The sequence below is a fragment of the Corynebacterium sp. LK14 genome (assembly GCF_008042215.1).
GTDB classification, from domain to species: Bacteria; Actinomycetota; Actinomycetes; order Mycobacteriales; family Mycobacteriaceae; genus Corynebacterium; species Corynebacterium striatum.
Map to the genome: position 1 here is coordinate 36844 of NZ_NOVQ01000001.1, position 23818 is coordinate 60661.

Consider the following 23818-nt stretch of genomic DNA (forward strand, 5'->3'; position numbering starts at 1 on the left):
ATGCTAAACCACCCAATTGCGCACGCCCAGCAGGGCTAGCCACAAAAACAGTGGAGACCTCAAGGAAACTTAAGCCTTAACGGCATCCTCGATCTCGCCCAAGAGGTTGTCAACGAGGCCGTTCTTGAAGTCAGCCGGTGCGAATGCGCCGTCGTTCATGTCGGTGATGAGGGAGACCTCGATCTGGGTACGCAGCTGCTTCATGGAGAAGTTAGCCGCTGCCAGGCGCCATGCCTCAACAGCACGGACGCCGCCGGAGAAGCCGTAGCCCACGAACGCGATTGCCTTGCCAACCCACTCGGAGCCGAGGGAGTCGAAAGCGTTCTTAAACGGGCCCGGTACGGAGTGGTTGTACTCCGGGGTGACGAAGATGAAGCCGTCGCATGCGTCGATGGCGTCGGACCAAGCCTGGACGTTAGCGTCGTCGTAGTTCTTGTTCGCGGCCATCGGAACCACGGAAGTGGTCAGGATTGGAACGTTGAAAGCCTTGAGGTCAACTACCTCGTACTCAACGCCGGTATTGCGACCCTTTGCCAGGTCAGCAACCCAGTTAGCGATTGCTTCGCCTGCGCGGTCGTCGCGGGTGGAACCAAGAACGATGCCGATCTTTGCCATGTGGAGAATCCCCTTCTCAAAAGTTGTTGATTAGTCAACATTAGAGTGTGGCACGGGCGTCAACTTGGCGGATGGTGATGTTGATTCGCCCCTCCTTCAACCCGCATCCTTCCGGCAGCGTTGCGTCGTTGACCCGCACAATTCCGTGATAGGCAAGTCGCTTCGGGCCGCCGAATACAATTAAATCCCCGGAGCTGAGCGTCACGTCATCCCACGGCTTATTGCGATTTTCCGTATTGCCCATGCGAAACAGCGCCTCATCCCCGATGGATAAGGAGATGACCGGTGCAAGGGACTCCTCAAAGTCATCGACATGCATGCCCATCCCTGAGCCCGGCGGATAATAGTTCACCAAGGCCATCTCCGGATAGAAAGTCTCCACCCACGGTTCAAGCTCCGGGGAGACCTCGGCCGCCGCGCGCAGTGCTGGGCGCGCTATCTCCTGGAGGGAAACGAGCATCGGTGGCACCCGAGTCCCCTCAATGTTGTCCACGTAGCGGTAGGTTTCGTAATGCCAGAACCTGCCCAGATGCAGCTGGTGCACGCTCATCTTTCCGGATTTTAGTTGTGGCTGATACATCGCCATGGGAGTGCCGGCATAGCGCCGCGCCACCTCACGGGTTTCCTCGACGAGGGCACGTTGCTTAGCGACGTCCACCCATCCAGGCACGTGCGCTACCCCCGGGGCAATGCGGGTGGCGGGCCGGGAGACATCGAAAAGCATGGGCCCAAGGCTACATGTCGCATGCATTCTCGTGACTAGACTTGGGCCCCATGAACAGCCCCAAGAACTTAGAGCAATACGGCACCTGGGAGAAGATGTCAGGTGGGCAGTGGCACCTGCCAGGCCAGACGGAGCAAGTGCGCACTCAGCACGCGCGGACGTTCCGTTTGATCAAGCAGTTCAACGACTTGGGCAATACCGACCCAGACAAGGCGCAGGAGATCCTGCGCGAGCTGCTGCCCGATGAATCACACGTTCCCGGCTGGTTCGGTCCGGCGCACGTGGAATTCGGTTCTAACCTCATCGTGGGCGAACACGTTTTTATTAACTTCAATGCCACCATCTTGGCGCAGGCCAAGGTCACGCTCGCCGATCACGTGATGATTGGGCCAAACTGCTCCCTTATCACTGTGGGCCATCCGGTCAACGATCACGAGATGCGCGAGGGCGGCTGGGAGATCGCCAAGCCCATCACCGTGGGCCGTAACACCTGGTTCGGCGCCAACGTCACGGTCATGCCCGGCGTGACCATTGGCGAGGACTGCGTCATCGGCGCAAACACCTTGGTCACCCGTGACATTCCGGATAAGTCGCTCGTACTCGGCTCCCCGGGCCGCGTGGTGCGCAAGCTTGACGGCGAGAATCTGGAGCGCCAGGACCTGGAAGGCCCAGTAGAGGGCTTCGGGCTGCTCTAAATGTTTGATCTCGCACGCATCGGCGCTGGCCTGCCCGTCGCCGAGACCATCGGCACGCTGCCTTCTTCCGGCAACGTCATGGTCCAGGCGCCGCCGGGCACCGGTAAGACCACGCTCGTACCGCCGGCGCTCGCGAACCAAGCTGCGGAACAAGACACGAGCGGGAAGATCCTGGTCACCGCACCTCGCCGCGTGGCCGTGCGCGCTGCCGCGAACCGGCTGCAGCACCTGTCCGGCCAACAAATTGGTTACGCCGTGCGCGGCGATTCCCGCCATGGCCGCGACGTCGAGTTCGTCACCCCAGGCGTGCTGCTGCGCCGACTGCTGCGCGACCCCGAGCTCAGCGGTGTTTCCGCCGTAGCCATCGACGAGGTGCACGAACGTCAGTGCGACACCGACCTCGTCCTTGGCATGTGCCTGGAACTGGCGCAGCTACGCGACGACTTCCGCGTCATCGCGATGTCCGCCACCGTCGACACCCAGCGCTTCTCCGAACTCATGGACGCCCCGGTTCACGTCACTGAGGCAATGACGTACCCGCTCGACATCCGCTACTCCCCGGCCGCGGGCCGCGCTGCCGGCGAGCGGGATTTCTACGCCCACGTTGCCCGCCAAGCCACGGGCCATTCCGGTTCTGTGCTGGTCTTCGTGCCCGGTGTACGCGAGGTTAACCTCGTGTGCGAGCAACTGCCCGGCGCGTATCCGCTGCACGGACAGCAGACCACGGCTGAGCAGGACGCCGCCCTGTACACCGACGCCGACCGCATCGTGGTGGCCACCTCCATCGCGGAGTCCTCGCTGACGGTCCCGGGCGTGCGCACCGTGGTCGATGCCGGGCTCTCGCGTACCCCGCGCCGCGATGCCCAGCGCGGCATGTCTGGCTTGGTCACGGTTTCTACCTCGAAGTCGAGCGCCGATCAGCGCGCCGGTCGCGCCGGGCGTGAGGCCCCTGGCACCGTGATTCGCTGCTACTCACAGAACGATTACCAGCACTTCTCCCCGCACATCACTCCGGAGATCCTCAGCGCCGATCTCACTCAGGCGGCACTGTTCCTGGAGTGCTGGGGCGCGGGTGAGGACTTTCCGCTCCTTGATCAGCCACCCGCCCGCGCGCTTGCCGACGCCCACCGAACGCTGCGCTCGATCGGTGCCACCGGGGACGTCGCCAAGCAGCTCGCTCTTCTGCCCACCGACCCGCGCCTTGGCGCCGCCTTGCTCAAGTACGGCGCCGGCGCTGCGCATACCGTCGCCGCGCTCAGCGATTCCCCGCGTGGGGACATCACGCGCATCACTCCTCCCAAACGCGAGGTCGAGCGCCTAGCGCGCCTCGTACCCGACAAAGGTCCAGCCGATCCTGGCGCGGTCGTGGCCGCGGCCTTCCCGGAGCGCGTCGCGCGCCGCACCACCACCGCGAAGGAAGCAGAGTACCTCCTGGCCAGCGGTACTCGTGCGCGCAGGCTCGAAGACAACGGGGCTGCGTGGCTGGCCGTGGCGGACGTGTCCTTGTCCAATGCCGGCAACGCCATCATCCGCGCTGCCGCTCAAATCGATGAGCAAGCTGCGCTCTATGCCATCGGTACTACCGAGGAGATCACGGCGACGCTCGAAGGCGGCAAGGTGCGCGGGCGCAAGGTCCTGCGCGCCGGGGCAATCGAGCTCAGCTCCACCCCGGTCAAAGTCACGGGCGCTGCGGCCGAGGAAGCTCTTGCTGCCGGCATCCGCGAGCACGGTCTTGCCATGTTCTCCTTCAGCGAGAAAGCGCAGAACCTGCGCGAACGCTTGGCGCACCTGCACGCGCACTACGGCGCCCCTTGGCCGGACGTCGACAATGCAGAGCCCGCCGAGTGGCTGGGCCCCGAGCTACACGACGTCGCGGCGGGCAAACCTGCCACCAAGGTCGACATGTATCCAGCACTCCAGCGCCTTCTCCCCTGGCCGGAAGCCACGCGCCTGGATGAGCTGGCACCTGAACGCCTGCCCGTGCCCTCGGGGCGCGACGCGAAAATCGACTGGTCCGGGGATCGCCCCACGGTGAGCATCAAGTTGCAGGAATGCTTTGGGCTGGCGGAGTCCCCGGTCTATTGCGGGCAGCGTGTGCAGTTCCACCTGCTTTCCCCAGCGGGCCGCCCACTGGCCGTAACTGATGACTTGGCGAGCTTCTGGGCAGGGCCTTACCAGGGCGTTCGCGCCGACATGCGAGGGCGCTATCCCAAGCATCCCTGGCCTGAAGACCCGTGGACAGCACCAGCTACCGCACGGACGAAAAACCGCATGTGATTTAGCCCCACTGCTGCACGGAGAGGTAAATGCTCATCACCACGACGAGGGTGAGCAAGGCGTAGCGAATCAGCTTGGTGCCGCCGCCTAAGACAGTGCGCGCACCGAGCTGGGCGCCAAGTACGTTGGCTGCAGCTAGAACCAGGGCGAGACCCCACAGGATGTGCCCGCCCAGGATGAACACGATGAGTGCACCGACGTTAGTGCAGGTGTTCACCACCTTGGACATGGCGGCAGAGCGCAAGAAGTTCTGCGAAAAAATTGCGGTGAACGCCATGATGAGGAACATGCCGGTGCCGGGGCCAAAGATACCGTCGTAAAAGGCAATGCACGCCACCGCGCCCAGAGCCGCCCACGTGCGCCAGCCGCCGCGGATTCCTTCGCTCTCGTTCGTACCGAAGCTGGGGCGGAAAGCCACGAAGACACCAACGCAGACCATCAGCACGATGATGAGCGGACGCATCACGTCTTTGTCGATCATCGCTGCGGCGCCCGCGCCTAGGCCCGAACACACCATTGCCGCTAGACCCAGGCGAATGAGTTCGGCCGCCGAAGGGCGCACCTTGCGAACGAGAGTAAAGGCAGCCGACGCCGTTCCGGACACTGCGGCCACCTTGTTGGTAGCCAGTGCGGTGGCCGGTGCGAGCTGCGGCGCTACGGCCATAATGAGCGGAATCAGCACGAGACCGCCGCCGCCGATGACGGCGTCAATCCACCCCGCAACTGCTGCTCCTGACGTCAAAATTGCCCAGCCATTAATCCCCAAGTCTGCGAGCTCCATGCATTTATTAAACTCGATGCCATGTCTGTTCGTGCACGTTGGGCCATAGTCGTTCCGGGCTCCCTCGCAGTGGGAACCCTTTTCACCTATCTGCACGTCCCCGCCGCCTGGATCTTGGCAGCCCTTCTTGTCTCGGGTGCCATGGCGCTCAGCACGGGCGAAGAGCTCGTCGTGAGCAAGCACTTCTACGCCGTGGCCCGCGGGTTCATCGGCATAATGGCGGCGATGCCCCTCACCCTGGTGGCGGCCTCCACCATCATCGGTTTAGTCCCTGCCGCTATCACGATGTCTCTCATCACGGCCCTAGTCGGAATGGCAGGAGGCATGCTGCTGCACCGCTCGCAGCCCAAGGATATTTCCTGGGAGACCGGCATCTTGTCAATGCTCCCTGGTGGCGCGTCCCTCATGCCCGCGCTGGCCAGTGAGCTCGGTGCTGACTATCGCTACGTCGCACTGACGCAATACCTGCGCCTTCTGGCGGTATCCATCTCCCTGCCTTTCATAGTGTCGCTGCTGACCAGCCCGGCCGGGCAAGGCGTCGACATGAGCGTCCAAGGTGAAACCACCTGGTGGATCGTGCTGCTCACGGTGGCTATTGCCGTTCTGGGCGAGCGATTGGGCAAGCTCGCTCACCTGCCAGCTTCATCGGTGCTTGGCCCGCTCATCATCACCGTCATCGTGGCGCAGTTCCTGCCGGCGGGCCACACGCTGGAACCGCTGTACGCGTTCAAGATCATGGCATTCATGTCCATTGGCTGGGTCTGCGGCGGCGGTTTGTCCGTCCCCGCACTGAAGTCCTTTGCCAAGCAGCTTCCGGCCACGATCCTTTTCATCATTGTGGTCATGGGCGTATGCGCGCTGACCGCGTGGCCGCTGACGGCGTGGCTCGGAATTAGCTACTTCGAGGCCTACCTCGCCACCTCGCCAGGCGCACTCGAAACCGTTCTGGCGCTCTCCGCTGAAGGTGGCGCGGGCCCAGCCGTCGTGGCGGTGCAGATCATCCGCCTCATCATCGTCTTGGTCATCGCGGGCTATCTCCCACAGATCTTGCGCCTGCTCAAACGCCTGCGGTAGTAGGGTTTCGAAAGCTAGAGCAGGCACTGTACCGGCTCTGACGGCAGGGGAATCGGGGTCCTTTAATTAAGGACTGCGTGGCGCAGGATAGACATCGGAACCGAGCCCAGTGCGAGGGCCTCGGAGTGGAAGTCACGCACGGACATACCCTGCGCCACGGCTTCCTCGCGGGTCTGCTGCCACAGGCGCTCGCCCAGAGCATAGGAAGGCGCTTGGCCTGGCCAGCCCAGGTAACGGTTGACCTCGAAGTTCAGGTTCGCGTCATCCATCGCGGTGTTCTCACGCATAAACGTCTTCACATGCGCCTTGTCCCACTTGCCCGGATTCGTGCAATCCGGCAGCTTCTTGCCCAAGTGCAATCCGATGTCGACCACCACGCGGGCGGCGCGGAAGCGCTGGGCGTCGAGAAGCCCCATGCGAAAACCAGGATCATCCATGTAACCCAGCTCAGCCATGAGCGCCTCAGCATAGAGTGCCCAGCCCTCGCCGTGTCCGGAGTTCCAGGTCACCGCTCGCCGCCACAGGTTGAGATCCTCCTGCACCAGCGCAGAACCCAACTGCAGGTGGTGGCCCGGCGCGCCCTCATGGTGCACCGTGGTCAGCTCCTGCCAGGTGTGGAAGCGCTCCTGACCGGCCGGAACGGACCACCACATGCGGCCTGGGCGGGAGAAGTCATCCGACGGTGCGGTGTAGAAGATTCCACCAGTACCCGCAGGGTCGATGCGGCACTCGATGTTCTTGATCTGCTCCGGAATATCGAACTCAGTGCCGTCGAGTTCCTTGATCACCTTGTCCGCGGTGGCCTGCATCCACTCCACCAGCGCGTCGGTGCCCTCAAGAACGTAGCGCTCTTCCTGGTTAAGCTTGCGCATCGCGGTCTTCACGTTGCAGTCAGAACCGTACAGCTCGTGGGCGATCTTCTCTTGCTCAGCGCTGATTTCGGCAACGCGTTCAAGGCCCCATTCATAAGCCTCGTCAAGATCGACGGTGTCACCAACGAACAGCTTGGAGAAGCGCTCGTAGCGGTCACGCCCCACGGCATCCTCTGTAGGAGCCTGCGGCTGCAAGTCGTTGGATAGCCAGTCAGCGAACTGACCAAACGCATGCTTTGCTGCTTCCACCTCAGGGCCTTCAACTCCCAGGTGCTCCAGCATCGAATCGGAGTCGGCAAGGCGTTCACACTGCACAAAGACCTCGTTAATTTGGCGGTGCGGCGGAACCATGCCGTGCGAAGCAGCCTCCTTAAGGGAGTCTTTATATCCGGTCAATGCACCGCCCACCTTGGACAGGCGGGAGCGAATGGCGTCCAGCTGTTCCGGAGTGTCCTGCGGCATGAGCAGCAAGGTGTCACGGATAGTCTGCACTGGTGAAGCGATGTTGTTGAGGCTACGGATGTCCTCACCATGGTGATGCAGGTCAAGGTCCAGGCAGAGGCGGTCACGCAGGACCGCGGCGGTTACGTAGTCAACCTCGTCGAAGTCATCCTCGTCATCAGACTCGTCGGTGGTGTCATCCAACGCATCGACGTCAGCGACCATGTCTCGCGTGCGATCCGCGATGGCAGCGTAGTACTCAGGTGAGAAATCCTGCAGTTCACCCTCATAACCCGGGATTCCCCAGGCGGTTGCCTCGGTAGGGCTAAGCTGTGCGAGGTCATGAACAAAGTTATCGCAGGCGGCGTCCAACAGAGAGGGCTGACGCTTGTGGGTTGACTCTGAACTCATGAGGGTGAAGTCTATCCTCGATCTGCAAGTTAGGGCCAATTTAAAAGCCAAACGTTGCGGCCTTGTTAACTACTTGTTATTCCACTTAATCCCTGGATTTACCCAACCTTCGAATCCCTCCAGCACAGCCACGGGAGTGGGTGCTAGAACCAGGGCGTCGACAAAGCGGCGCTGCACGAAGCCTGCCTTAGACATTGCGGCAAACATATCGACGAACGGGCGCCAGAACCCCTCAGTATCCACCAGTCCCACAGGTCCCGTCACGTGGCCGAGCTGTTGCATGGTGAGAACCTCAGCGAGCTCCTCCAACGTTCCCACGCCGCCTGGCAGGCAGATGTAGGCATCCGCAAGGTTCTCCATTCGAGTCTTGCGCTCCGCCATGGTTTCCACCACTTCAAGGCTGGTCAGGCCCGGATGCGCGAGCTCCAGATCCACCAGCTGCTCCGGGATCACGCCGGTTACGCTTCCGCCGTGGGCGAGGCAGGCGTCTGCCACGATGCCCATCAGTCCCACGTTGCCGCCGCCATAAACCAGGTTCAGACCGCGGTCTGCCAGCTCCTCCCCCAGCTGCCGGGCTGCCTCACCATAAGCTTCAGAGTTACCTGTGGCCGATCCGCAATACACCGCAACTGACTTCATGGATTTCATCCTATAGCTATCGTGGCTTTCATGAATGACAGTGCCAGCACCCCGCTTCGCCATGCTCTGGATCGCGCGCGCGATTTAATAAGGAACGCCCACCGCATTGAGGTATTCACGGGTGCTGGCATGTCTGCCGATTCAGGTCTAGCCACGTACCGCGATCCCGATTCTGGAATCTGGGAGAACGTAGACCCACAGGACATGGCAACCATTGATGCATGGGCCAAGGACCCAATCCGTATGTGGCGCTGGTACGCCCACCGCCGCCATCAGGCGGAAAAGGCGCAGCCCAACGCGGGCCATATTGCGTTGGCGCAGTGGGATAAAGAGGTCACTGTCACCACCCAGAACATTGATAACCTGCATGAGAGAGCAGGCACTGACGACGTCGTGCATCTCCACGGTTCCCTCTTTGCCTTCAGATGCTGCATGTGTGGGCGCCCCTGGCGCGGCGGAGTCGATACGGATACTCCGCCAAAGTGCCCGCTCTGCGGGAACTTGGTGCGGCCGGGCGTCGTGTGGTTCGGCGAGGCCCTTCCCCAACGGGAATGGGAGGAAGCAGGCAAGAGGATGGCCGCTGCCGATCTGGTGATAATCGTGGGCACTTCGGGCGTGGTATACCCCGCCGCTGGACTGCCCCGGATAGCACACCAGTTAGGAACACCAATCATCGAAGTTTCTCCGCAAAGCACAGATTTAACCAGCTTATCTACGGTTTTTATTAATTCAACGGCCTCGGATGCACTTCCCAAGTTGATCAACCTTTAGACCATGTTGTCTAGCTGTCAAGTGCCCCATTAGACAAGGCGGTCTAGCCTATCTATACTTTACGCATGCTCAAACCTGGACCAGTGTTCACGCGCCCACGCACCCCGGCGGCGAAGTGCCTCCACCTCGTGCGTCTTAATCCGATCATCACGCGCAGTGAGCTCGTCGAAGCGACTGGTCTATCCCAACCCACGATCACCCGTGCCACCGCGGCTCTTCTCCAAAAGGGCCTCGTCCAGGAACGCAATGACCTGACTCGTTCACGCGGCCGCGGCCGCCCCACCGTTCCCCTTGAGGTCGCCGAGAATAACTGGATTCTCGCCGGCATTGCGGTGGGTACCTCCCAAACCCACATCGGCTTTTATGACACGATGGGCCGCACGATCCGCGAAGACGACGTCCCTACCCCAGTGGCGCAGTTGAGCGAAGAAGACTTCATTGAGCACATCATGGCGGGCGTCAACCGCCTGATGACCGGCCTCGATCGCAAGCTGGTTTCCGTCGGCGTCACCACCTCTGGCACCGTGGACAACGAGGACCGCATTACTGCGAGCAACTTGGGCTGGGAAAACGTCGACATCGCCGAGCGCCTGCGCTTTCAGTTTGGCGTTCCCGTGGTCGTCTCCTCCGCAATCCCCGCTATCTTGGGCTCCGAAACACAGGCGGCCGAGCTCGGTAACACCGATCCGGTTCTCGTTCTCTTCGCGGATGACTCTATCGGTGCGGCACTGTCTGCTAATGATGAAGTTTCCCAGATCATTCCCCTTCCGGCGACATCCCAGCTCGCCGACCCAGAGGAATCACTCACCACAGCGGCCGTCCTGCGCAAGCTCGGCCGCACCGGCACCTTGACGGAGGCTGTCGCAGCTGCCGCAAACAACCCGGCTGAACGCAAAATCCTGGATGACCGCGCCCGCCAACTGGGCGAAATCGCCGCATTGCTGGTAAACGAATATAAACCAGCCACTGTCGTTGTAGCGGGTAGCGCCTTCCTCGACGATCCTGCAGCCCCGAAGCTCTTTGCTGCCGCGGTGCGCGAAAAGGCCGGCCGCAGTACCCAGCTGCGCGTCATCCCCTCCCTCAAAGAGATCGTTCGCGCCATCACCCGTACAATTGCGCTGGACCCGCTTCTGCGCGTGCCGCTGGAACTGTTTTAAGACTCGTCCATTTAAGACTCGTCCACGATTGCGCGCACGTCGTCGGCGCTCGTGAACAAGTGCGCCTGCAATCCTGCAGCGGCCGCTCCATCGACAAAGTCTTGCCGATCATCAAAGAAGTGCACCTTCTCAGCTGTCGCGGCAAGAGCATCGACGGCAACTTTGTATGCCTCTGCATCCGGTTTGGCCACGCCAATATCGCAGCTAAATACCACTGCAGCGCAGTCTTCAATCCAATCGTGTTCACTGCGTACGGCATCCGCCAAGGTAGTGGGGATGTTAGAGAGCAAGCCCACCGTGTGCCCCTCGCCAATGAGCCGCTGCACTAAAGCAACCATCTCCGGTTCGGAGTCCATGTAATAGCGATTGTCGAGTTCCACAGCTTCCGCAATGTCAAACTCCCCGAGCTCCACGCTGGCAGAAATGCGGTTCCAATACATTGAATCGGACATGATTCCGGCGTCATATGCCGGGCGAAACTCCTGATAAGCTTCCCAGAACCTCGCGGGGTCCGCGGGATTTACCAGCCTCTCGAGCTCGGCTTGTTGCTCCGCGCTAGCAATGCGCATGAGCACGCCGTACATGTCGAAAAGAAGCTTAGCCATGCGCCCCAGTCTAGACGCGGCGCGCCTGAGTCAGCACAGCCAGGATTCCCACCGCGGCACCGGCAACGAACATCGGCAGCGGAACTTCAGCATGACTCCACGGCAGCATACCGATAGAGGCAACGGATCCGAGCAGTAAAAGCCCAGCCAAGCTATACAGCGAGCGAGTCACCGGACGGCACACGCCAAGCGCACCCGCTAGCATCCCGAACCCTGCTACTGGACCGAGCATCAGCGCAAAGGTGAAAAGAAATGTGCCAACGCAAGGTACGTCGAGTTCATAGCCATACCACCGACTAGAGCCACCGCCAGTAGTGCTAGTGCAAAACTGATGAGGATCTTGTTCTTGGTAGTCATAAATAAAGTCTCCCACCGAGCGTTTACTCGATGGGAGACTTTATTAAATCTTGACGGCTTCGTTATAGATATTACGAGTTGCGGGATGCCAGGCCAGCGTCGATGCGCAGCAGGCCAGAGCCATCGTTGCCAACCAGCTTGATCTGGTCAATAATCTCGCTAACAGTAGCCTCTTCCTCAATCTGTTCATCCAAGAACCAGTTAATGAGGGAGCGGGAATCCAAGTCACCAGCAGCGTCAGCGGCGCGAGCGATCTCACGGATCTGCTCGGATACCTTCTGCTCGTGAGCAAAGGCAGCCTCGAAAGCATCCAACGGAGTTGCTGCCTTGATGGAAGGAACTGGGATGTCAGAAAGCTCTACTCGGTAGCCGCGGTCCAGCAGGTGCTGAGCAATCTTCTGCGCATGCTCGCGCTCTTCTGCAGCCTGTGCGTAGAACCAGTCGCGCATACCCGGGAAGGAGAGGTTGTCCAACTCGTATGCCAGCTGGGTGTAAATCAGAGCAGCGCCGTGCTCGTTGTTAACCTGATTGTTCAGGAGGGTTTGCAGCTTCTCGTCCATGTCAGGAACCTTTCTCTAAGACCCCGGTAAGTGCAATTTCCTATCAAACCGGGGCGTTTCATTAAGTGCAACACCAACAATACAGATTTATTTCCGTCGCGCTAGGAAGGGTTGCTTTAGCAAACATGCCGGTCAAGGCTACTTTTTGGGTTGGATATCCTAACTTTACTCAGGATATCCACCACTACATTCCCACCTTAGGACAACCGCGACACAACCAAGCCACGCTTGACGACGCCGCCCTTGCCTAGAACAGCTTCGGCAGTTTCAGACCCGGAATCGCACCAGAGAAGGCAGCACCGACTGCAGCCAGAATCGCAATAATCGCGGCTATAATGCCGCCGATTGCACCCGCGGAAGAACCCGCTTCAGGCTTTGGATCTGGCTCAGTAGCCGCCTTGGCATAGGTGACAGTGAGGTCAGTGTTTCCGTCCTCTAGCGGTCCCGGCTTGTAGGTGCCCAGCATCACGTCGCTGCCAACCTGGGTGATGGACGTCTGTGCACCTTTGGTGGTGTAGGTCTTCTCTGCTGCCGGAACAATTGCCTCGCTCAACTTAAAAGTGGAGATTTTTGCGTCATCCAGGTTGGTCTCAAGTGCCTCCTTGCTGCTTGGCCCCTTGGTGCCGGTGGCCTTCACGTCCGCCGTGATGGTGGCATCAGTGCCGGAAACCACTACCTTGATGTCGCTGAACGTCATATCGAGACCAAAGCTGCCATTTGGGCCCAGGCCCGGGTGCGCTTGGAAGTGCAGCGAGCCATTAGTGTCGATGGTTCCGTTACCCTTTGCGTCAACCTTGGATGCGGAAGCATTCACTGGAAGCTTGAAAGTTTTGCCAGCGAGGACGGCACCATCAGTGGCCTCAATCTTACCTTTCGCAAAAGGCTTTTGTACGTAGGAAATGAAGGACTCCTTGATGGGCCAGTTGAGCTCACCGGAAGCGAGGGCAGGGATTTGGGCAGCGGTAGCAGTAGGTACCGCGAGAGCACCGGCCACGAGAGTGGTGGCGGTGAGCACAGAGATTGGCTTCATCTAGTTCTCCGAATCAGAAAGAGTGTAGATGAAAGTATGCAAGCTTAGCCTTGCCATACCAAAGATCGGTTAGGCAAGGCTAAATTTAAAGTCAAGACCTGTTTTAGTGGAGCCGATCTAACTCAGCAAAGATGCCCGAGTTAAACGCAAAAGCCGCCTGGGCCTCAGAAATAAGCGCCGCCCGCTCCGCTTCTACCAATCGCATCTCATCAATACGCTGCCGGTAACCATTACGGTAAGGCGGAATCTTCCCGATCGCGGTGAAGTCGTAGAAGTTAAGCGCATCCGGATCAATCCCATACAGTGCACCTAACCGCGCCGCAATAACCTGGCCGCCGGAAATGTCACCGAGGTAGCGCACGTAGTGATGCGCCACAACCTCAACCGCGTGCTCAGGTGCAGCCAACTGCTCAAGGCGGGCCACATAAGCCGCAGTAGCCGGCAAGATGCGAACCTTATCACGCCAATCCCCTCCCAGCTGCTGAGTCAGATCGACCTCGAGAGCATCACGGCGCTCCAAACGCGGATCGGCCACAGCACTCGCGGTTGCCGTTTCCGCCACAGCACGCACGGCTCGCTCCAACGCCTCATACACAAACCACAGCTGACCGGTCAGATCGGCGACAGCTTTGGCATCTAGCTCGCCCGCCATGAGCCGCTGCATAAAGCTCGATCCCTCCGCCCCCTCGTGGGCACGCGCAGTCGCCTCGCGCAAAGCCAGCGATAACGGTTGATCCAGTGCAGTGGTCATAAATTCTCCTTAGAAAAGTAACGCTTACCTAACTTACTGAAACCAATTTAAAGTTAGGGTCGCCTAAAAATCAATATTTGAGGAGAAAATCAACCAAAAGAACTACCAGTCTAATTTTCCGCTCAAACGCTCCAAGCGCTGCAAGCTCGCACCATCCAAGCCCCGGAATTCCACCTCGACCCCGCGGTCGGCATACTTTTCCTGCACCGAATCCAGCGTCGCCACCGTGGAGGCATCCCAAATTTCGGCGCCACTTAGGTCAATAACCACGCGCTCTTCCGGCAACGTGTAGTCGAAGGCATAAACCAGATCGTTCGAGGACGCGAAGAAAAGCTGCCCGCGCACGAAGTAGGTGTTTCCTTCCAAGTCCACCGACACGAAATGCGCCACGCGGCGAGCAAAAGCCACCGACGCCGTCAGCACGCCAGCGACCACGCCCACTGCCAGGTTGTGGGTGAGCAAGGTGCCCACCACGGTTACCAACATGACCACTGTTTCCGAAAGCGGCATAAGCCGCAGCGTGCGCGGGTTAATCGAGTGCCAATCCACGGTCGTACCAGCGACAATAATCATCACCGCTACCAACGCCGCCATAGGAATGCGGCCGACGGTCTCCCCCAAGACCACGACGAGGATGAGCAGGAAGACGCCGGCGAGGAACGTCGACAAGCGCGTGCGTGCCTGCGCGCCCTTCACATTGATCATGGTCTGGCCAATCATCGCGCACACACCCATTCCACCAATCAGAGCGGACAAGATGTTTCCCACGCCTTGGCCTAAGGACTCGCGCGTCTTATCGGAGTGCGTGTCCGTAATGTCGTCGACAAGCTTCGCCGTCAGCAGCGATTCCATCAGCCCCACCAGAGCCACGCCAATCGCGTAAGGAGCGATGAGCTCGAGCGTCTCCAGATTCAGCGGCACGTTCGGGATAAACAATCCCGGCAGGCTCGTAGGCAGCTCACCTTGGTCGGCCACGTCCGTGACCTCCCACCCGAATGCAATAGCCAACACCGTGACCACCAGGATGGTCACCAAAGGCGCAGGGATCACCGTGGTCAGACGTGGCAGCACCAGCATGATCACCAGACCCACGCCCACCAGCACGTATGCCATCCACGGGACGTCGCGCAGGTGCGGCAGCTGCGCGGTAAACATCATGATGCCCAAAGCGTTGACGAATCCGGTCATCACCGAGCGCGGGATGAAACGCATGAGCTTGGCGACGCCCAGCATCGCCAAGATGATCTGCAAGATGCCGGCCAACATGATGGTGGCCACCACATAGTCAAGGCCGTGACTGTACGACAACGGCGCAATAACCAAGGCCACCGCGCCCGCCGCCGCAGAAACCATCGCGGGGCGTCCGCCGGTAAACGCGATGGAGATTGCCATGATCACCGAGGCAAACAAACCCACGCGCGGATCGAGCCCTGCCAAGATGGAAAAGCTGAGAACCTCAGGAATCAGCGCCAGCGCTACCGCGAGGCCGCCGAAGACCTCCATACGAAAGCGCGCTGGCGAAGAAAATGCGTATTTAAAACTGCCGAGAACAGAAGTAGGTGCGGGTTGCGTAGATGCAGGTGCTGGTTGTTGAGACACCGCACATACTCTAGCGGCCCCTAGGCCCCTTCCCTAAAGGAACCGTCAGCAGTGATAACAGGCAGAACCGACCACGCAAAATTGATCCAGGCATCTGTCTCTTTCCACGAGAAATCCGGCTCAAAGATGGTCGTGGGCTTGGTGTAGATAACGGCTGACTTCACCTCGGCGGCCGTTTCCGCCAGCAGGTTGACCACGAGATCGAGAGTCTTTCCAGAATCAGCCACGTCATCGACCACCAGAACCTTCTTGCCCTGCAAGGAATCGGTATCCAGCTGCGGGTTAAGCAGAACTGGCTCGGGCAGGGTCTCCCCGATGTCGGTGTAGAACTCCACGTTGATTGCGCCCATTTCTTTGACGCCGATTGCATAGCCGATGGCGCCTGCTGGGATGAGGCCGCCGCGGGCGACACCCACGATGAGCTCAGGGAACCAGCCGGAATCCACAATCTCCTGAGACAGGTGCCGGGATGCTTCACCGAAGACCTCCCACGTCAGGTTTTCGCGATCAGGGTGGTACCACTCGGGCTGGGTCATGGAATCTATTCCTTGGGAGACGACGATTTTCGATCCAGCTTAGTCGCATGCCCCGCTCAACGAAATGGAATCTCCCCAATGGTGCGACGCAGCTTGCGAGTGCGGAGTCGCTCGGGATTCTCTGCGAGGGTCTCCATCGCGCGCACGGCACACATGACGTGCGCCTCCTTTGAGTTTGAATAGAAAGCTTGCGCGCCCGCTGGCAGCTTGGGCACCGCGTGCAACGGAAGATCCGACACGGACAGCAGCGTGCCGTAGGGGATGCGATATCTGTACCCATTCGCCGCGAGCATGCAGGACTCCATGTCGATGGCCACGGCGGTCGAGCCACGCAGCCACTCCCACAGCTCGCGCGGGGTGCGCCATTCCCAGTTGCGGTCCGCAGTAGACAGGACGGTGCCCGTGCGCATGAGTTCGTTGTCGGCGCCGTAGACCTCCTCGACGGCGGCCTCGAGCATGCGCTGGACCTCCGGGATGGCAGGAATGGGAACGTCGACGGGAATGGCGCGATCCAGAATGTGATCATCGCGCTGATAGGCGTTGCCGAGGATGAGGTCGCCGATGCGCATGCGGCCGTCGAGGCCCGCGCAGTGGCCAATCATGATCCACGCCTCCGGACGCAGCACCGCGAGGGAATCCGTGATGGTCTTCGCGTTGGAAGGACCCACGCCGATATTGATCATCGTGATGCCATCGCCGTCCGGCGTCGTGAGATCGTAGCGCGGCATCTGCACTCGGGTTTGGAGGTCTGCGACCTCGACACCCCCGGCGGCATCGGCAGGCACCGTGCGCCCATCCGGTAGAACGAGGGAGTCATAGCGGGAACCCAGCGCGCGCAGGCCAAAGCGCATGAACTCCGTCATGTGCATGCCGTAGTTCGTGAAGAGAATGTACTTCTGGAGCGAGTCGACCTCGATGCCGGTGTAGTGCTCAATGCGCGCACAGGCGATGTCGAAGCGCTGCGGACCGAAGTGGAACAGCGGCTTGTCGCCGCCGTGGAAGACATCCCAGTGGCCATCGATGATGGCGTCGTGGACCTCGTCGAGCGTGGGCCGCGGAACCTCCGCCGGGCGCTGCTGCGGGACCATCTCGACGCCCTTGATGTACTCGGGTGGGATGCGCACGTCCGAGGGGCCGACAAAGATCTCGCACGGGTAATTCTCGGTGAGCCGAGTGAGCTGTTCCTCCAGGTATCCGCGCAGGAGGTGCGGCTTAGACAGCACAGCGACGTACCGGCCGGACTCATCCACGTATCCGAAAGGCTCGGAGCGGTCGATGGGGCGCCATTCCTTGACGTCGACGACGATCTGCGGATAGACGACGTGCGCGTAGTCCGCGTACTCGCCCTTCTCGAGGCACACGCGCGCACGCTCACACGAGGATTCGTAGAGGTCGATGAGACGCTCGACTGCTGCGGCCGCGTCAGGAACAGGCAAAAGCTGGGTCATAGCCCCCAAGTGTATTAGCGATCCGCGTCCTCGGCATCCGCGGCAATTGCCCCCCCGACAAGCGGTCGAGGTCCGACTTCAGCATCTGGATATCGAGTCCAGAGACGGAGAAACGTTCCATCTGGCGCCGCGGAACGTCCTCGGCATGGTCACGCAGCGCCCGCCCCTGGTCTGTCAGCTTCACAACGCGACGGCGCTCGTCCTGCGGATCAATAGCGCGCGTGAGCAAACCTTGCTTCTCCATGCGGCGCAGCAGAGGGGTCAAGGTGCCCGAATCTAGCCCCAGCTCGGCCGAGAGCTCCTTCATCGTCACCGGATCCTCATGGCCCCAGAGCGCTAACATGGTGACGTACTGGGGATAAGTCAGCCTCATTGGCGCAAGTACGTCCTGGTAAGACCGCTGGACGGCATGGCTCGCTCGGTAGAGGGCGAAGCAGAGTTGGTTGTCCAGTTCCAAAGACGCGTGTGACATGTCTCTAGTACAACGCACTAGGGTTGCGCACAATTAAATTGCGTACAAGGAAATCAACGTAAGGACCCCATCATGGAACCACTCTACACCACCGAAGCACTCGCAACCGGTGCTGGCCGCAACGGCCGCTCCGTCGTTAAGGATTCTGATCTGGACTTCGATCTGGCCGCTCCGAAGGAAATGGGCGGCTCGGGCGACGGCGTTAACCCGGAGCAGCTTTTCGCCGCCGGCTACGCCGCTTGCTTCCACGGTGCCCTGCAGCTCGTAGCCAAGGGCGAAGGCGCCGACCTGGGCGAGTCCTCCGTGGGCGCTCGCGTTTCCATCGGAAAGGATGAGACCTCCTTCGGTCTTGCCGTTGAGATCGAGGTCACCATCCCCAACCTGCCGCACGACGAGGTACAGAAGCTGGCCGACAAGGCACACGAGGTCTGCCCGTACTCCAAGGCAACCCGCGGCAACATCGACGTCAAGGTTTCCGTCGTCGAGAATTAATTCCCACCCCTCGCGGTAGCTCGTCCCCCGACTACCGCTTCCAGAGATAAACGAAGGCCCGTCAGCTGCGCACTGACGGGCCCTCTCCCCATGACTAATCTTTCGGCACTCACCTGGAGAAGGAAGTGGAGCGCAACCTTCCTGGCAAGCAACCGCCCGTGATTAGGCAAGGCTTAGTTTATAAACCTTTAGTTGGATGGTCAAGGGGGAACGAGAACTTTCTCCCGCGATCCCGTGAAAAATCATCGCTACCACTAATGATTCCGAAAAATTAATGTATCGCGGCACGAAATAGGATGGGAGTTATGGCAACAGAATCGTTCAAAGAACCGCTCAAAGAACTCGAAGCCCTCATCTCCGAGGGACTCGGACGGTTTTGGCGTTCAGACCCGACTCCCCCTTCCATCAGCTACGACGCCACCGAAGGCCTGCCGGAGACACCGGCGGCGGAACAAGTTTCAGACTCTCCGCGCCATGGCATCACCACCCCTGCGCCCGCTAACGCCTTGCGCGAGGAAGTGGCCGACGAAATCGCCGAGCTATTGCGTGCCGAGCGCCGCAGCTTCTTCGACCTCGACTTTCGCCATCCACGCGGGTCCGCAGGCGACGACCACGAGGCAGAGACCGCAGCACGCCTGGCATCGCTACCGCTCGGCGCACGCCTGAAGCCACGCGGCGTTTTTGAGGACGACTGGGCAGCGCGCCCGGATGAAGACCACCCATGGCCCATCATTCTCATCCATGGGACGACGGATACGAAGGGCGTATGGCAGCTGCTCGGCTCCGAACTGCGCGAGGACGGCTGGGCCGTGTTCGCACCGGACTATGGTGCCCGCGCCACCGGCCCCATCGCCGCCTCCGCCGATCAAGTCGGCGCGTATATCGACGCGGTCCAAGCCGTCACCGGCGCGGAGCAGGTCGTGCTCATTGGACACTCCCAAGGCGGCATCGTCGCCCGCTACTGGATGCATAACCACGATGCGGTGGACCGCGTGCGCCACATCATCTGCCTGTCGGCGCCCAACCACGGCACCACCCAAGGCGGAATCGTCAGCTCGTTGATTTCCAACCGCCGCCAAGAACACGTCATGCGCTCCATCATCGACGCTTACTTCGGCCCAGCTGGCATGGAACAAATCGTGGGCAGCGCGACGCTGAACGAGCTCAACCACAACGGTGACCTGGCCCCCGGTGTGAGCTACACATGCGTGGCCACCAAGCAAGACTCCATCGTCGTGCCGCCGGAAACCTGTTTCTTGGATCCCGGCGACACTCCCGACGGAACGGTGCGCAATGTCTATGTGCAAGACGTCGACAAACGCGCCGTCGTCTTACACATGGATATGCCCATGGACAAGCGCGTGCGCGCCATCGTGCGCACGGTGCTCAAACAGCTCTCCCCCACCCAGGACAATCCTAACGACGCCCAAAGCCACGCTCTTGCCAACGCGGGTCACGCCGACTCGGATTAAACCCGTGCAGGTTCGCTAACGCAGGCGCGCCAGCAGGGAATCAAGGACGCCGGACTGCACGATGGCACCACCGATGACCGCAAACATGCCGCCCAGAGCGGTCAGCGCCAACACGATATTCCACACGTTGGAAAAAGAAGAGCCTTCTGCGTCCTTCCCAGGAATCTTTCCTGGGTCTCCTGTCCCCTTTTCCGGCTTCTTCTCTGCGTCCTTCCCAGGAGTCTTTCCTTGGTCTTCTGTCCCCTTTTCCGGCTTCTTCTCTGGGTCCTTCCCAGGAGTCTTTCCTTGGTCTCCTGTCTGGTCCTTGCCCTTCTCGTCGCGGCCCGGCTCGGTCTGCCCCCCCGGGGTGGTCTCGGTGCCCTCATCGGCAGGACCCTTACACTCGGACGCGGTCTTCAAGGTCACCTGCACATCATCAAGTTCCGGCTTGTAGTCCTTGTGGTACATGCCCATGAAGATCACGTCGACACCCTCGATGTGCTGGATCTTCTTCTCGCTATCGTAGTAGGTACCCGACTTCGGCTTGTACTTCACGTCGGTCGCTTTCAGCGTGAGCGTATCGCCTTCCTTCGACCATGCGGCACTACCCTCAGCGAAGGTATCCGTGCCGGACTTCTTGTTTTCTTCCGTGCGGTCCTGCGGGGTGTATTCCGTCATGCCCTTACCCGGCACGTAGTAGCCCTCGTAGGACGTGCCCGCCTTTGCCTGCGCTGCCTCCGTGAGGACATAAGGCGAGAGCATCTTGGTGTACAACGCGCCGTGGTGGCCCTCAAACTCCAGCGTCGAATCCTTGGTTCGAATATCGGCTTTCGTGACGGTGCCGTCTTCGCCCAGGCTCACCGAGGACGCAGAAGGATCCACCTCGAAGTGGAACTGGAAGTCTGCTCCGCCTTTGTTGCCCTCGTCCTGCGTCACCGCGCCAGACGTGGTCCACTCACCCCTCGCGATGGGGCCGGTGATGTAGCTGCGGAAAGATTGCTTGATGCCCCAATTCACAGTGCCGGAGACAACGCGGGTCTCCAGGGTCTGGCCAGCGGCACACGTGGGGGCATCAGCAGCAAACGCTGCCGGAACGGTCAGCGCCGAGGCAGTCAGCGCCAGCGCGAGAGAAGAAGAGACAATACGCATGAGTTAAGACTCCTTTAGTAGATAGACAAAAGACTGCTCGGGATCGGCGGCCTGACGCCGCGCCGGATGGACTGAAATGTGGCCGTCCGCCTCGCTCACCTGGATGGGCCAGCGATAGACCTGCGACAAAATCTCGTCGGTGTAGACCTCGCGCACCGGGCCGGCGGCGGCAACTGCCCCGTCTGCTAAGCACACGATGTGATCGCAATAGGCCGCAGCGGCACCCAAATCGTGGAGTACCACGAGCACCGCCACTCCAGCCTGCGCCGCAATCGAGCGCACCAATCCCAAAACTTGTTCTTGGTGGCGGATATCCAGCGCCGCAGTCGGCTCGTCGAGGAGAATCACCGGGGTCTGCTGCGCCAGTACACGGGCCAACGCCACACGCGCACGCTCCCCGCCAGAGAGCGTGGCAATATCGCGGCCGGCCAAGTGCGTCGCATCCACCGCCGCAAGCGCTGCGTCGATGATCGCGTCGTCCTCGGCCTGCCGGGCGGTGCCCTCCCAAGGACGCCGGCCCATGGCCACTACATCTCGCACGAGAAACTGGAAGGACACAGTAACGTCCTGCAGCATCACCGCACGTGCACGGGCCAACGCCCCTGGGGAGGACACCGCCGGATCCTGCCCCACGAGGGAAACGGAACCGGTGTAATCAATATCGCCGGCGATGGCCGCCAGCAGCGTGGACTTGCCCGCACCATTCGGGCCGATGAGGCCGGTGACCTCCCCTGGGCGGGCGACAAGGGAGACATCCGAAAGCAGGTTCCGCTCGCCGATCGAAACGGAAAGATTCGCAACGTTAATCATCAGTGCATTCCTTTCTTCATCATCCGGCGCAACAGCACGAAGAAGGTGGGGCCACCCACGAGCGCGGTAAAGATACCGATGGGAAGGTCGGCGAAAGGAATAAGCGTGCGCGCAGCGACGTCGGCAAAGCCAATGAGTACGGCGCCCGCCACCGCAGAGGCTGGCAGCAAGACCCTGTTTTCTGGGCCCATGATCGTGCGCAGCAGGTGCGGCACGATAAGGCCGACGAACCCAATGAGTCCAGCGAAGGCAACTGCGCCGGCGGTAAGAATAGCCGAGGCAGCGATGGCGATAATGCGCAGTCGCTTGACGTCGACGCCAGTGTGTTCCGCGGCGCGCTCGCCCAGCGCGAGCACATCGAGCTGGCGGCCAAGACACAGCGCGATGGCCATCCCGACGAGGGCGATGGGGAGGACCACCCACACGTGTTTCCACTGGGAGCCGTTGAGCGAACCCATTTGCCAAAAGATGATCTGCTCGCGGTTCGAAGTGGGCGCCAGGTACATCATGAAGGAGATGATGGCGTTGCACACCGCGTTGATGGCAATGCCGGTCAGGATCAGATTGACCACCGCCACACGCCCTCGTGAGCGCGCCAACTGATAGATCAGCGCGGTAACCAGCAGCGCCGTAGCAAACGCCGCGAGCGGGACCGTGAAGGTACCCAGGACGGAGATATTAAAGACGATTACCACGGCCGCGCCCACACCGGCACCGGAGGTCACGCCCACGATGGAGGGCTCAGCCAGCGGGTTGGCGAACACGGCCTGCATGAGCGTGCCCGCCACGCCCAGGCACGCGCCGACCAAGAAACCGAGCAGAATGCGCGGCAGGCGGATCTGCCACACGACATTGGCCGTCAAGCCACCATCAGGGCCCGCGACCATAATCTGCACCAGGTCACCCAGCGCGACGTAGTACTGCCCCAGCGCGAGCGACAGGACGAAGGCGACACCAAGCAGCGCCGCGAGCAATACGAATACACCACGCCGCAGGCGAGAGCGTCGCGCGAAGACCTCCGTGGGGGCCGCCGGTTTAAGCATTGTCTGGGTCATAGATTGCCTGCGCGAGTTTGAGAAGAGTCTGTCCGGTCAAGGGCCCGAAGGCGAGCGATTGCCCGTCTGGGATGGTCACGATCCGCTGCTTTTGGCCCGCGGTGGTTTGTGCAATGCCAGGGCGCTCGAGGAGGCCTTCGACGCCGCCAGTCGACTCCAGGCCGCCCGTCATCATGATGATGACCTCCGGGTTAATCTTTGCCAAAGATTCGGCGTTGGCAGGTTCGGCGTAAGAGAGGTGGTATTCGGTGCCGAGGTCTACGCCGCCCACACCCTCAATGAGGTCCTTGGCGCCCGTGCCTTCTCCCATGATGAAGAAGATGCCGCCGTTGCCGCGCGCGTAAAGGAACGCCATGCGCATGGGCTTCTCCGGCACGATGTCTGCGATGGCCGCCTTATCTTTTTCGATTTCTTCGACGGAGCGGTTGGCCAGCGTTTCGCCGTCGTCTGGCAGACCCACGACCGCGGCCAGGTTTTTGATGTCCTCGTCCACCGAGTCAATGGTGCGTTTCGGCTCCATGACCACGGTGGTCACTCCTGCGGCGCGAATCTGGTCGATGGCGTCGCGCGGGCCGATCGAATGATCGACGATGAACAGCGTGGGCCGGAGCTCGAGCACGGCCTCCACGTTGATGTTGTGTCCGCCCTGGGTCACGACGGGGCGATCGGCGATAGCGTTTTCCGTCGACGACACCGTGCGACCCACGATATTGTCCGTAAGCCCCAGGCCCTCGAGGGTTTTCGTATACGTACCGTAGAGATCCAATGCCACGATTCGGGACACATCCGTAACGGAGACGTCGTAGCCGTCAGCATCCGTGAGCTCCACCGGCAGAGCGGGAGTAGGCGACTCCGTCACCGCGACGACATCCTCGAAATCTGTCACATTCGACACGCCCGTAAACGAGCGCGGGTCTTTGGCCGACTGCGCGTCTGGGAGGGCTTCGCGCAGCTGCGCGTCTTGGGATTCATAGGCGCCTTGGACGCCGCACCCCGTGAGGGCGAGGACACACGCCAACGCCACCAAAAGTCGTTTCATGCGAAAC

Annotated in this window: 25 protein-coding genes; 7 read left to right on the forward strand and 18 right to left on the reverse strand. The window is 60.8% G+C overall.

Translation table 11 applies throughout. From position 1 onward, the window contains the following. Window positions 1-69: 69 nt before the first annotated feature. Together CHU71_RS00190 and CHU71_RS00195 are read right to left on the reverse strand one after the other, a co-directional pair. Window positions 70-615 carry an NADPH-dependent FMN reductase gene (locus CHU71_RS00190; RefSeq protein ID WP_147759821.1) on the reverse strand — a complete coding sequence of 182 codons (546 nt, stop codon included), beginning with the start codon at window positions 613-615 and terminating at the stop codon, window positions 70-72. Between the two features lie 40 nt (window positions 616-655). Then, window positions 656-1339: an alpha-ketoglutarate-dependent dioxygenase AlkB gene (locus tag CHU71_RS00195; protein ID WP_147759822.1), complete on the reverse strand. Its 684-nt coding sequence runs from the start codon at window positions 1337-1339 to the stop codon at window positions 656-658. A 50-nt stretch (window positions 1340-1389) separates the two neighbouring features. On the opposite strand from CHU71_RS00195, the gene CHU71_RS00200 reads away from it, so the two are divergent. After that, window positions 1390-2034, forward strand: a complete 645-nt coding sequence (locus tag CHU71_RS00200; protein ID WP_147759823.1) for a sugar O-acetyltransferase — start codon at window positions 1390-1392, stop codon at window positions 2032-2034. Then, a complete protein-coding gene (gene hrpB, locus CHU71_RS00205; RefSeq protein WP_147759824.1) occupies window positions 2035-4311 on the forward strand; it encodes an ATP-dependent helicase HrpB in 2277 nt (758 codons plus the stop codon). 1 nt (window position 4312) lies between these two features. Here the strand turns inward: hrpB and CHU71_RS00210 are convergent, their stop codons facing one another. Next, a complete protein-coding gene (locus tag CHU71_RS00210; RefSeq protein ID WP_046645775.1) occupies window positions 4313-5092 on the reverse strand; it encodes a TSUP family transporter in 780 nt (259 codons plus the stop codon). Window positions 5093-5113: 21 nt separating this feature from the next. Between CHU71_RS00210 and CHU71_RS00215 the strand changes: the two genes are divergently transcribed. Next, entirely contained in the window at window positions 5114-6166 is a 1053-nt protein-coding gene (locus tag CHU71_RS00215; protein ID WP_147759825.1) for an AbrB family transcriptional regulator, read from the forward strand. Between the two features lie 62 nt (window positions 6167-6228). On the opposite strand, the gene CHU71_RS00220 is transcribed toward CHU71_RS00215, so the two are convergent. Next, the gene (locus CHU71_RS00220; protein ID WP_147759826.1) at window positions 6229-7890 is read right to left on the reverse strand and encodes a DUF885 domain-containing protein; all 1662 of its coding nucleotides are present in this window, start codon (window positions 7888-7890) and stop codon (window positions 6229-6231) included. 69 nt (window positions 7891-7959) lie between these two features. Further along, a complete protein-coding gene (locus tag CHU71_RS00225) occupies window positions 7960-8529 on the reverse strand; it encodes a TIGR00730 family Rossman fold protein (protein WP_049151487.1) in 570 nt (189 codons plus the stop codon). Window positions 8530-8559: 30 nt separating this feature from the next. On the opposite strand from CHU71_RS00225, the gene CHU71_RS00230 reads away from it, so the two are divergent. Both CHU71_RS00230 and CHU71_RS00235 read left to right on the forward strand, forming a co-directional pair. Next, window positions 8560-9300, forward strand: a complete 741-nt coding sequence (locus CHU71_RS00230; protein ID WP_147759827.1) for an NAD-dependent deacylase — start codon at window positions 8560-8562, stop codon at window positions 9298-9300. Between the two features lie 65 nt (window positions 9301-9365). Next, window positions 9366-10457, forward strand: a complete 1092-nt coding sequence (locus CHU71_RS00235) for an ROK family transcriptional regulator (RefSeq protein WP_147759828.1) — start codon at window positions 9366-9368, stop codon at window positions 10455-10457. 11 nt (window positions 10458-10468) lie between these two features. On the opposite strand, the gene CHU71_RS00240 is transcribed toward CHU71_RS00235, so the two are convergent. The 9 genes from CHU71_RS00240 to CHU71_RS13130 all read right to left on the reverse strand — a co-directional run bounded on the left by CHU71_RS00240 (window position 10469) and on the right by CHU71_RS13130 (window position 17686). Beyond that, window positions 10469-11062: an HAD family phosphatase gene (locus CHU71_RS00240; protein ID WP_100086792.1), complete on the reverse strand. Its 594-nt coding sequence runs from the start codon at window positions 11060-11062 to the stop codon at window positions 10469-10471. 10 nt (window positions 11063-11072) lie between these two features. Next, window positions 11073-11294, reverse strand: a complete 222-nt coding sequence (locus CHU71_RS12945; protein WP_223197274.1) for a hypothetical protein — start codon at window positions 11292-11294, stop codon at window positions 11073-11075. Between the two features lie 196 nt (window positions 11295-11490). Next, on the reverse strand, window positions 11491-11979 hold the full coding sequence (locus tag CHU71_RS00250; protein ID WP_147759829.1) for a ferritin: 489 nt from the start codon (window positions 11977-11979) through the stop codon (window positions 11491-11493). Between the two features lie 247 nt (window positions 11980-12226). Next, window positions 12227-13009 carry an HtaA domain-containing protein gene (locus CHU71_RS00255; protein WP_147759830.1) on the reverse strand — a complete coding sequence of 261 codons (783 nt, stop codon included), beginning with the start codon at window positions 13007-13009 and terminating at the stop codon, window positions 12227-12229. Between the two features lie 103 nt (window positions 13010-13112). Beyond that, the gene (locus CHU71_RS00260) at window positions 13113-13760 is read right to left on the reverse strand and encodes a heme oxygenase (biliverdin-producing) (protein ID WP_005530528.1); all 648 of its coding nucleotides are present in this window, start codon (window positions 13758-13760) and stop codon (window positions 13113-13115) included. A gap of 102 nt (window positions 13761-13862) precedes the next feature. Continuing rightward, window positions 13863-15359 (reverse strand): SulP family inorganic anion transporter, encoded by a 1497-nt coding sequence (locus CHU71_RS00265; RefSeq protein ID WP_147759831.1) that lies wholly within the window; start codon window positions 15357-15359, stop codon window positions 13863-13865. A 20-nt stretch (window positions 15360-15379) separates the two neighbouring features. Beyond that, complete coding sequence (locus CHU71_RS00270) at window positions 15380-15895, reverse strand: phosphoribosyltransferase (protein WP_147759832.1); 516 nt, start codon at window positions 15893-15895, stop codon at window positions 15380-15382. A gap of 56 nt (window positions 15896-15951) precedes the next feature. Beyond that, window positions 15952-17343, reverse strand: coding sequence for an AMP nucleosidase (gene amn / locus CHU71_RS00275; protein ID WP_070420916.1), 1392 nt, complete (start codon window positions 17341-17343; stop codon window positions 15952-15954). Then, window positions 17318-17686, reverse strand: a complete 369-nt coding sequence (locus CHU71_RS13130) for a MarR family winged helix-turn-helix transcriptional regulator (protein ID WP_304505058.1) — start codon at window positions 17684-17686, stop codon at window positions 17318-17320. The genes amn and CHU71_RS13130 overlap by 26 nt, the downstream gene beginning before the upstream one ends. Before the next feature lie 201 nt (window positions 17687-17887). Between CHU71_RS13130 and CHU71_RS00285 the strand changes: the two genes are divergently transcribed. Continuing rightward, complete coding sequence (locus tag CHU71_RS00285; RefSeq protein WP_147759834.1) at window positions 17888-18307, forward strand: organic hydroperoxide resistance protein; 420 nt, start codon at window positions 17888-17890, stop codon at window positions 18305-18307. 296 nt (window positions 18308-18603) lie between these two features. Then, complete coding sequence (locus CHU71_RS00290) at window positions 18604-19779, forward strand: triacylglycerol lipase (protein ID WP_147759835.1); 1176 nt, start codon at window positions 18604-18606, stop codon at window positions 19777-19779. Window positions 19780-19794: 15 nt separating this feature from the next. Here the strand turns inward: CHU71_RS00290 and CHU71_RS00295 are convergent, their stop codons facing one another. From CHU71_RS00295 to CHU71_RS00310, 4 genes are read right to left on the reverse strand one after another with little or no spacing between them, the layout of a single operon-like run. Then, complete coding sequence (locus tag CHU71_RS00295) at window positions 19795-20907, reverse strand: HtaA domain-containing protein (protein ID WP_147759836.1); 1113 nt, start codon at window positions 20905-20907, stop codon at window positions 19795-19797. A 3-nt stretch (window positions 20908-20910) separates the two neighbouring features. Next, complete coding sequence (locus CHU71_RS00300) at window positions 20911-21717, reverse strand: heme ABC transporter ATP-binding protein (RefSeq protein ID WP_147759837.1); 807 nt, start codon at window positions 21715-21717, stop codon at window positions 20911-20913. Continuing rightward, window positions 21717-22760 carry an iron ABC transporter permease gene (locus CHU71_RS00305; protein ID WP_172453565.1) on the reverse strand — a complete coding sequence of 348 codons (1044 nt, stop codon included), beginning with the start codon at window positions 22758-22760 and terminating at the stop codon, window positions 21717-21719. The genes CHU71_RS00300 and CHU71_RS00305 overlap by 1 nt, the downstream gene beginning before the upstream one ends. Next, window positions 22753-23811 (reverse strand): hemin ABC transporter substrate-binding protein, encoded by a 1059-nt coding sequence (locus CHU71_RS00310; RefSeq protein WP_005530549.1) that lies wholly within the window; start codon window positions 23809-23811, stop codon window positions 22753-22755. Before CHU71_RS00310 ends, CHU71_RS00305 begins: the two co-directional genes overlap by 8 nt. Between the last annotated feature and the right edge of the window lie 7 nt (window positions 23812-23818).

Excerpts from the sequence above, each read along its gene's own strand:
- CHU71_RS00195 (WP_147759822.1), bottom strand. The coding sequence starts at position 1,339 with ATGCTTTTCGATGTCTCCCGGCCCGCCACCCGCATTGCCCCGGGGGTA.
- CHU71_RS00190 (WP_147759821.1), bottom strand. The coding sequence starts at position 615 with ATGGCAAAGATCGGCATCGTTCTTGGTTCCACCCGCGACGACCGCGCA.
- CHU71_RS13130 (WP_304505058.1), bottom strand. The coding sequence starts at position 17,686 with ATGTTAGCGCTCTGGGGCCATGAGGATCCGGTGACGATGAAGGAGCTC.
- CHU71_RS00230 (WP_147759827.1), top strand. The coding sequence starts at position 8,560 with ATGAATGACAGTGCCAGCACCCCGCTTCGCCATGCTCTGGATCGCGCG.
- CHU71_RS00235 (WP_147759828.1), top strand. The coding sequence starts at position 9,366 with ATGCTCAAACCTGGACCAGTGTTCACGCGCCCACGCACCCCGGCGGCG.
- CHU71_RS00300 (WP_147759837.1), bottom strand. The coding sequence starts at position 21,717 with ATGATTAACGTTGCGAATCTTTCCGTTTCGATCGGCGAGCGGAACCTG.
- CHU71_RS00210 (WP_046645775.1), bottom strand. The coding sequence starts at position 5,092 with ATGGAGCTCGCAGACTTGGGGATTAATGGCTGGGCAATTTTGACGTCA.
- CHU71_RS00270 (WP_147759832.1), bottom strand. The coding sequence starts at position 15,895 with ATGACCCAGCCCGAGTGGTACCACCCTGATCGCGAAAACCTGACGTGG.
- CHU71_RS00260 (WP_005530528.1), bottom strand. The coding sequence starts at position 13,760 with ATGACCACTGCACTGGATCAACCGTTATCGCTGGCTTTGCGCGAGGCG.
- amn (WP_070420916.1), bottom strand. The coding sequence starts at position 17,343 with ATGACCCAGCTTTTGCCTGTTCCTGACGCGGCCGCAGCAGTCGAGCGT.
- CHU71_RS00240 (WP_100086792.1), bottom strand. The coding sequence starts at position 11,062 with ATGGCTAAGCTTCTTTTCGACATGTACGGCGTGCTCATGCGCATTGCT.
- CHU71_RS00295 (WP_147759836.1), bottom strand. The coding sequence starts at position 20,907 with ATGCGTATTGTCTCTTCTTCTCTCGCGCTGGCGCTGACTGCCTCGGCG.
- CHU71_RS00305 (WP_172453565.1), bottom strand. The coding sequence starts at position 22,760 with ATGCTTAAACCGGCGGCCCCCACGGAGGTCTTCGCGCGACGCTCTCGC.
- CHU71_RS00255 (WP_147759830.1), bottom strand. The coding sequence starts at position 13,009 with ATGAAGCCAATCTCTGTGCTCACCGCCACCACTCTCGTGGCCGGTGCT.
- CHU71_RS00310 (WP_005530549.1), bottom strand. The coding sequence starts at position 23,811 with ATGAAACGACTTTTGGTGGCGTTGGCGTGTGTCCTCGCCCTCACGGGG.
- hrpB (WP_147759824.1), top strand. The coding sequence starts at position 2,035 with ATGTTTGATCTCGCACGCATCGGCGCTGGCCTGCCCGTCGCCGAGACC.
- CHU71_RS00200 (WP_147759823.1), top strand. The coding sequence starts at position 1,390 with ATGAACAGCCCCAAGAACTTAGAGCAATACGGCACCTGGGAGAAGATG.
- CHU71_RS00250 (WP_147759829.1), bottom strand. The coding sequence starts at position 11,979 with ATGGACGAGAAGCTGCAAACCCTCCTGAACAATCAGGTTAACAACGAG.
- CHU71_RS00290 (WP_147759835.1), top strand. The coding sequence starts at position 18,604 with ATGGGAGTTATGGCAACAGAATCGTTCAAAGAACCGCTCAAAGAACTC.
- CHU71_RS12945 (WP_223197274.1), bottom strand. The coding sequence starts at position 11,294 with ATGCTCGGTCCAGTAGCAGGGTTCGGGATGCTAGCGGGTGCGCTTGGC.
- CHU71_RS00215 (WP_147759825.1), top strand. The coding sequence starts at position 5,114 with ATGTCTGTTCGTGCACGTTGGGCCATAGTCGTTCCGGGCTCCCTCGCA.
- CHU71_RS00220 (WP_147759826.1), bottom strand. The coding sequence starts at position 7,890 with ATGAGTTCAGAGTCAACCCACAAGCGTCAGCCCTCTCTGTTGGACGCC.
- CHU71_RS00225 (WP_049151487.1), bottom strand. The coding sequence starts at position 8,529 with ATGAAGTCAGTTGCGGTGTATTGCGGATCGGCCACAGGTAACTCTGAA.
- CHU71_RS00285 (WP_147759834.1), top strand. The coding sequence starts at position 17,888 with ATGGAACCACTCTACACCACCGAAGCACTCGCAACCGGTGCTGGCCGC.